Origin of the sequence: Phenylobacterium sp., from assembly GCF_024508875.1 — a bacterium.
GTDB lineage: Bacteria > Pseudomonadota > Alphaproteobacteria > Caulobacterales > Caulobacteraceae > Phenylobacterium.
The window spans coordinates 1-5,822 of sequence record NZ_JANINU010000148.1 but is presented as its reverse complement, the minus strand read 5'-3'; the positions used below and the strand labels follow the sequence as shown (position 1 = coordinate 5,822).

Here is a 5,822-nt window from a genome sequence, read left to right as displayed (position 1 = left end):
GGATGCCGCTCTCGTGGGCGAAGGCGTTCTTGCCGACGATGGCCTTGTTGAACTGGACCGGGAAGCCGGTGATCGCCGAGACGTAGCGGCTGGCGCGCGTGATGTGCTGGGTCTCGATGCCCGTGTAGTAGGGCAGCGTGTCGCCGCGGACCCGCAGCGCCATGACGATCTCTTCCAGCGCCGCGTTGCCGGCCCGCTCGCCGATGCCGTTGACCGCCACCTCCACCTGCCGCGCGCCGCCTTGCACGCCCGCCAGGCTGTTGGCGACCGCCAGGCCCAGGTCGTTGTGGCAGTGGGTGGAGAAGATCGCCCGGTCGGCGTTCTCCACGTTCTGGATGATGTCGCGGAACATGTCCGCATATTCGCTGGGATAGCTATAGCCCACCGTGTCCGGCAGGTTGATCGTCGTGGCGCCGGCCTTGATCGCCGCGTCGACGCAGCGACGCAGGAAGTCCTGCTCGGTCCGCGTCGCGTCCTGGGCCGACCACTCCACGTCGCCGCACAGGTTGCGCGCGTGGGTCACGGACTTGGTGATCATCTCCAGGATGTCCTCTTGCGAGGCATGCAGGATGTGGTCGCGGTGGCTGGGGCTGGTGGACAGGAAGGTGTGGATGCGGCCGCGCTTGGCCTTCCGCACCGCTTCGGCGCAGCGCTCGATGTCGGCCATGCCGGCGCGGGCCAGGCCGCAGACGACGCTTTCGGTGACGATCTCGGAGATGGCGCGGACGGCCTCGAAGTCGCCGTTCGAGGCGATCGGGAAGCCGGCCTCGATCACGTCGACCTTCATGTCTTCGAGGATCTTGGCCAGTTCCAGCTTCTCGTCGTGCGACATGGACGCGCCGGGCGACTGCTCGCCGTCGCGCATGGTGGTGTCGAATACGATGACGCGGTCGCGGCCGGCGGTGTCGGCGTTCGCGGGGGTCGGATTGGTCATTTTCAGTCTCTTCGCGGGGTTTTCAGTCTCGGGACGGAGGTTTGCTGACCCCTGGTCGCCCGGCCGCGAAGATGCGCGTGCCTAGAGAGGCGCCCAGGGGCGGCTAAGCCCCAGCGAGAGAAGAAGCAGGCTGTCGAGCCGCGTGCGCATGGCGGGCTGTCTAACGAAACGGCCGCTTCGGGGCAAGCATCTTGCGCGCAGCGCGGCCTTACGCCGCCTCTTCGGCAAGAACCTTGCTGACGGCAGGCCGCGCGCGGATGCGCTCGCGATGCTCCAGAACCTTCGGAAATTGCTGGGGATCGACGCCGTCGCCTTCCATCCAGTCCGCCAGGGTGAAGAGATACCCGTCGCAGATCGAAAGCCGCTCGCCCAGCACGAACGGTCCCTTGAGGAACTCGTCCTCGATGAGCTGGAAGCACGCGCCCACCGTCTGCGGGACCTTGCGGCGCATGTCCGCGAACGAGCTCTCCTCGTCCGCCCAGCGATAGCCGCGGTGGCGATGCGCGTGGGCGACGTGCACCGTCGAGGCCAGGTAGCTGTTGAACGCCTGCGCCTGGGCGAACGCCCACGGATCGGTCGGCGCCAGCCCTGCCTCGGGGAACGCCTGCGCCACCCAGGCGAGGATCGCCACCGTCTCGGTCAGCACGCCCTGGTCGGTCACCAGCGCCGGCACCCGTCCCTTGGGATTGAGCGCCAAGTACTCGGGCGTCAGGTTCGCCTGCTCGCGGACGTTCGTCCGCACGGCCTCGTAGTCCGCTCCCGCCTCCTCCAGCGCGATGTGCGAGGCCAGGGAGCAGGAGCCCAGCGAATAGTGCAGTCGGATCATTCCCGCGCCCCTCCGCGATTTTGCAGCCACCGGCGGGCGAACCAGCCGATGGCCAGCCAAAGCGCTGCGATGCCCGCCAGTTCCACCCAGTGTCCGGAGATCTCGCCCTTCATGAGCTGGACGATCGACGCCCCGGCATAGGCGGTCAGGACGATCTTCGGCACGATGCCGATCCCCGTCCCGGCGATGAAGTGCAGCGCGCGCATCGGCGTCACGCCGGCCGCCATATTGACCACGATGAACGGCGCCGACGGCACCAGCCGCACGATCAGGCTCGCCAGGAAGCCGTTCTCGCCCACCAGCCGCATGAACCGCTGCACCGCCGGCCCCGAGAAGCGGTCCAGCGTCTTCGCGCCGGCCGCCCGCCCCAGGTAGAAGCCGACCAGGGCCGAGACCATGGTGCCGATCCAGCTATAGAGCGCGCCCGCCTGCGGCCCGAACGCCACGACCGCCGCGGCGATCAGCACGATCTGCGGCGTGCCGATGAAGGCCAGCGCCGCGAAGGCCGCCACCGCCACCGGCAGCGACCATGGGCCCCTCGCCGCCCCCAGCCAGCCCTCCAGCGTCCGCTCGCCGTCGAACCCCAGCAACTGGGCGCCGAAGAAGAAGACGACCCCCACGCCGCCGAACAGCACGAACGAGACCATCAGGGTGCGCCACGCCTGGGCGTCGAGGTTGGAGAGGAAGGCGAACAGGCGGCGCATGAGCGCCCGAGCCGTCGCGTGTTCGCGTGGCGCGGTCAAGACGGGCTGGTATCGGTCCCTGGGGCGGGATATCGCTACGGTAGCGTTAGTTGCGTCGGCGTCCCTCACGTGCGGCGATCTGTGGGGGCTTCGGGTGACGACGTATAACTTCGACACGATCACGCCGGCGCAGGCCTTGGCGTTCGGTGTGGCGGACGATCTTTTCATCGGCGGCGCGCCGGCGAAGAACACGACCGTCATCTTCCAGGAGGACGGAAACTTCGCCGTCACCGTCGGTCAACGCACTGTCGTTTTCGGGCCGGAGCTGCCGACGCTTGCCGCCCAGTTCGTCTACTTCGACCGCTCCATCCTCTTCGTGGGAACCCCGCAGCGCGACTTCAACGATCCGGGTGTTCGCATACCGACGAGCGGGGCGATGTACGGAGGCGGCGGAAACGATCTGCTGGTTGGCGGCCTGGGAGACTGGCTGCTGCAGGGCAACCAGGGCGACGACCAACTCACCGCCCGCGCCGCCGGTTCGAACACGCTCTATGGCGGCCAGGGCAACGACTTCCTGGTGACCTCGATCAACAACGGTTCCGGCCAGCAGTTCATGCAGGGCAATCGGGGCAACGACAACATCAAGGGCGGCAACACGGGGTCGGACACGCTGCTGGGCGGCCAGGGGGACGACATTGTCGCCGGTGGCGGCGGCAGCGACTTCATCAACGGCAACCTCGGCAACGATCAGCTCTCCGGCGCCGGCCAGTTGTTCGGCGAAGGGGGAAACGACGCCATCCGCATCGACATCGGCGTGGCCAGCACCGCTTCCGGAGGCGACGGGGACGACCTGATCATCGTCAACGGAGACGTCGACCTTCCCGTGCGGAATATCGCCCACGGCGACGCCGGCAACGACACCCTGCGCGCATCGACCGACACGACCGACGAGCTCTATGGCGACGCCGGAGACGACTGGATCGAAGTCACGCAGAACAACGCCGCCGGCGCGGTCAGCCAGTCCAAGCTGTTGGATGGTGGGAGCGGCGCCGACACGTTGACCGGCAGCGGCGGGGCCGAAACCCTAAGGGGCGGCGACGGCGCCGATCAGCTCCACGGCGGCGCGGGCGCCGACGTCTTCGTCGCCTCGACGGCGCAGGCGCTCACCCGCGCTGCCGCGGACACGATCGACGACTGGTCCGCTGACGATTTTCTGAAGCTGCGCGCCGCCATTGGGTCGGCCTACGCCGAGGTTAGCGCCCTGGATTTCGACAGCGCGCTGAAGGCGGCGCAGGATCAGATCGCCGGTGGCCAGATCGAGGTCGTCGCCGTGCAGGTCGGCGTGGACGTCATTGTATTCGCCGACGCCAGTCCGGGGACGACGGTCGACAGCATCACCGTGCTTGCGGGGCGCACCCTCACGGATATCGCGGCGGGCGACTTCCTCTGACCGTTCGTCGCATATTGCGTTTCTGTAAGTTGCGTTTTTACGCAACATCGCCCATCTGGGGGCTCCCACCAGGTGCGATGGAGCCAGCGCTTGCTCGAATACGCTTTCGACACGATCACGCCCGAGCAGGCGCTGGCGATCCGGGCGGGCGATACGCTGACCTTCAACGGCGGGCCCGCCCGCACAGTGAGCGTGACCTACCAGTCGTATGATCCCCTGGCGCTGACGCCCGAGGTTCCGCGCATCTTCGTCACCTACGGCGGGCGCACCGTGGCGTTCTCCACCGACCTGGCCCAGCTCTCGAAGACGGGCGGCCTGGTGATGGCCGATGGCAGCAAGCTCTACATCGGCGATGCCAGCGACGACCGCACGAGCGGCTCGGCCGGCGACGATGCGCTGTACGGCGGCCCCGGCGCCGACACCCTGGACGGCGGGGCCGGCCGCGACCTGCTGCAGGGCAACGGCGGCGCCGACGTGCTGACCGGCGGCGAAGGGGCCGACACGATCTACGGCGGCCAGGGCGACGATGCGATCCACACCAGCGCCGACGTGAACGGCGTGGCGGGCGAAGCGGGCGACTGGGCGCACGGCAACGCGGGCGACGACGACATCGTCGGCGGCGCCGGCGCCGACACGCTCCTGGGCGGCCAGGGGAACGACCTGCTCGCCGGCCGAGACGGGAACGACTACCTCTCCGGCGACCTCGGCGACGACGAGCTGTTCGCCGGCGAAGGCTGGAACACGCTGGTGGGCGGCGCGGGCAACGACACCCTGAACGGCGGCTTCGGCCCGAACTTCCTGGTCGGCGGCGGCGGAAACGACCTGCTGGTGAGCCAGGGGCCGGTCGCGGCGACCATGGACGGCGGCGAAGGCGCCGACACCATCGTCGCCGGCAGCTCGGCCAAGGACCTGATCTTCGGCGGCGCGGGCTGGGACCGCTTCGAGATCGTGGCCAAGGCCGACCCGTCGGTCATCGTCGACGCCGAGATCCGCGACTGGGAGGCCGGCGACCAGCTCCACTTCGCCGCCGTCAGCATCCTGACCGACAGCTCGATCCTGCCGCGCAGCTACTCCGAGTTCGTCACCACCGACTACGCCACGGCCCTGTCCATCGCCAACGAGCACATCTCGGCGGCGGGGGCGACCTACGTCGCGGCGCAGGTCGGAAGCGACGTCTACGTGTTCGCCGACACCGGGGATCCGGCCGATGGCGCCGACGTCGCCATCCTGCTGACGGGCCGCACGCTCGCCGACATTGGTCTTGGCAACTTCGTCTGAGCATCACGCGGGGTGACCCTCGCGCAAACTGGCTATGGAGAGCGGCTCCCGGCGGGTTTGAATGCGGCGCAGCATGGGGTACACCCGCGCCCATCCGAAAACCTTAGCCGGGAGCCAACTCCGTCATGTCCCTGGAATCCGCCGCGCTCGCACGCGTGAAGCCGTCCGCCACCCTGGCGGCCGACGCGAAAGCCCGCGAGTTGAAGGCGCAGGGGAAAAACGTGATCGGCCTGGCCGCCGGCGAGCCCGACTTCGACACGCCCGACAACATCAAGGAGGCGGCCATCAAGGCCATCCGCGACGGCAAGACGAAGTACACCAACGTCGACGGCATCCCCGAGCTGAAGGAAGCCATCGTCGCCAAGTTCCAGCGCGAGAACGGGCTGACCTACAAGACCACCCAGGTGAACGTCTCTCCGGGCGGGAAGCCGGTGATCTGGAACGCCATGATCGCCACGCTGAACCCCGGCGACGAGGTGATCGTGCCGACCCCGTACTGGGTCAGCTACTGGGACATCGTGCTGCTGGCCGGCGGGACGCCGGTGGCCGCGCCGACCAGCGCCGAGACCGGCTTCAAGCTGCAGCCGGCAGACTTGGAAAAGGCGATCACGCCCAAGACCAAGTGGATCCTGCTGAACTCACCGTCGAACC

Annotated in this window: 6 protein-coding genes; 3 read left to right on the top strand and 3 right to left on the bottom strand. The window is 68.4% G+C overall.

The window, feature by feature from the left end; genetic code table 11:
• The 3 genes from Q0L11_RS12320 to Q0L11_RS12310 form a co-directional block, all read right to left on the bottom strand.
• The coding region (locus Q0L11_RS12320; RefSeq protein WP_296597596.1) for a 2-isopropylmalate synthase at positions 1 to 934 on the bottom strand (934 nt) is incomplete at its 3' end.
• Positions 935 to 1,142: 208 nt separating this feature from the next.
• The gene (locus Q0L11_RS12315; RefSeq protein ID WP_296597595.1) at positions 1,143 to 1,760 is read right to left on the bottom strand and encodes a glutathione S-transferase family protein; all 618 of its coding nucleotides are present in this window, start codon (positions 1,758 to 1,760) and stop codon (positions 1,143 to 1,145) included.
• A complete protein-coding gene (locus Q0L11_RS12310) occupies positions 1,757 to 2,464 on the bottom strand; it encodes a TVP38/TMEM64 family protein (RefSeq protein WP_296597594.1) in 708 nt (235 codons plus the stop codon). Before Q0L11_RS12310 ends, Q0L11_RS12315 begins: the two co-directional genes overlap by 4 nt.
• On the opposite strand from Q0L11_RS12310, the gene Q0L11_RS12305 reads away from it, so the two are divergent.
• From Q0L11_RS12305 to Q0L11_RS12295, 3 genes are all read left to right on the top strand, one after another.
• Positions 2,463 to 3,893, top strand: coding sequence for a calcium-binding protein (locus Q0L11_RS12305; protein ID WP_296597593.1), 1,431 nt, complete (start codon positions 2,463 to 2,465; stop codon positions 3,891 to 3,893). The genes Q0L11_RS12310 and Q0L11_RS12305 overlap by 2 nt on opposite strands.
• 90 nt (positions 3,894 to 3,983) lie before the next feature.
• Entirely contained in the window at positions 3,984 to 5,171 is a 1,188-nt protein-coding gene (locus Q0L11_RS12300) for a calcium-binding protein (RefSeq protein WP_296597592.1), read from the top strand.
• Between the two features lie 125 nt (positions 5,172 to 5,296).
• The coding region (locus Q0L11_RS12295) for an aminotransferase class I/II-fold pyridoxal phosphate-dependent enzyme (RefSeq protein WP_296597590.1) at positions 5,297 to 5,822 on the top strand (526 nt) is incomplete at its 3' end.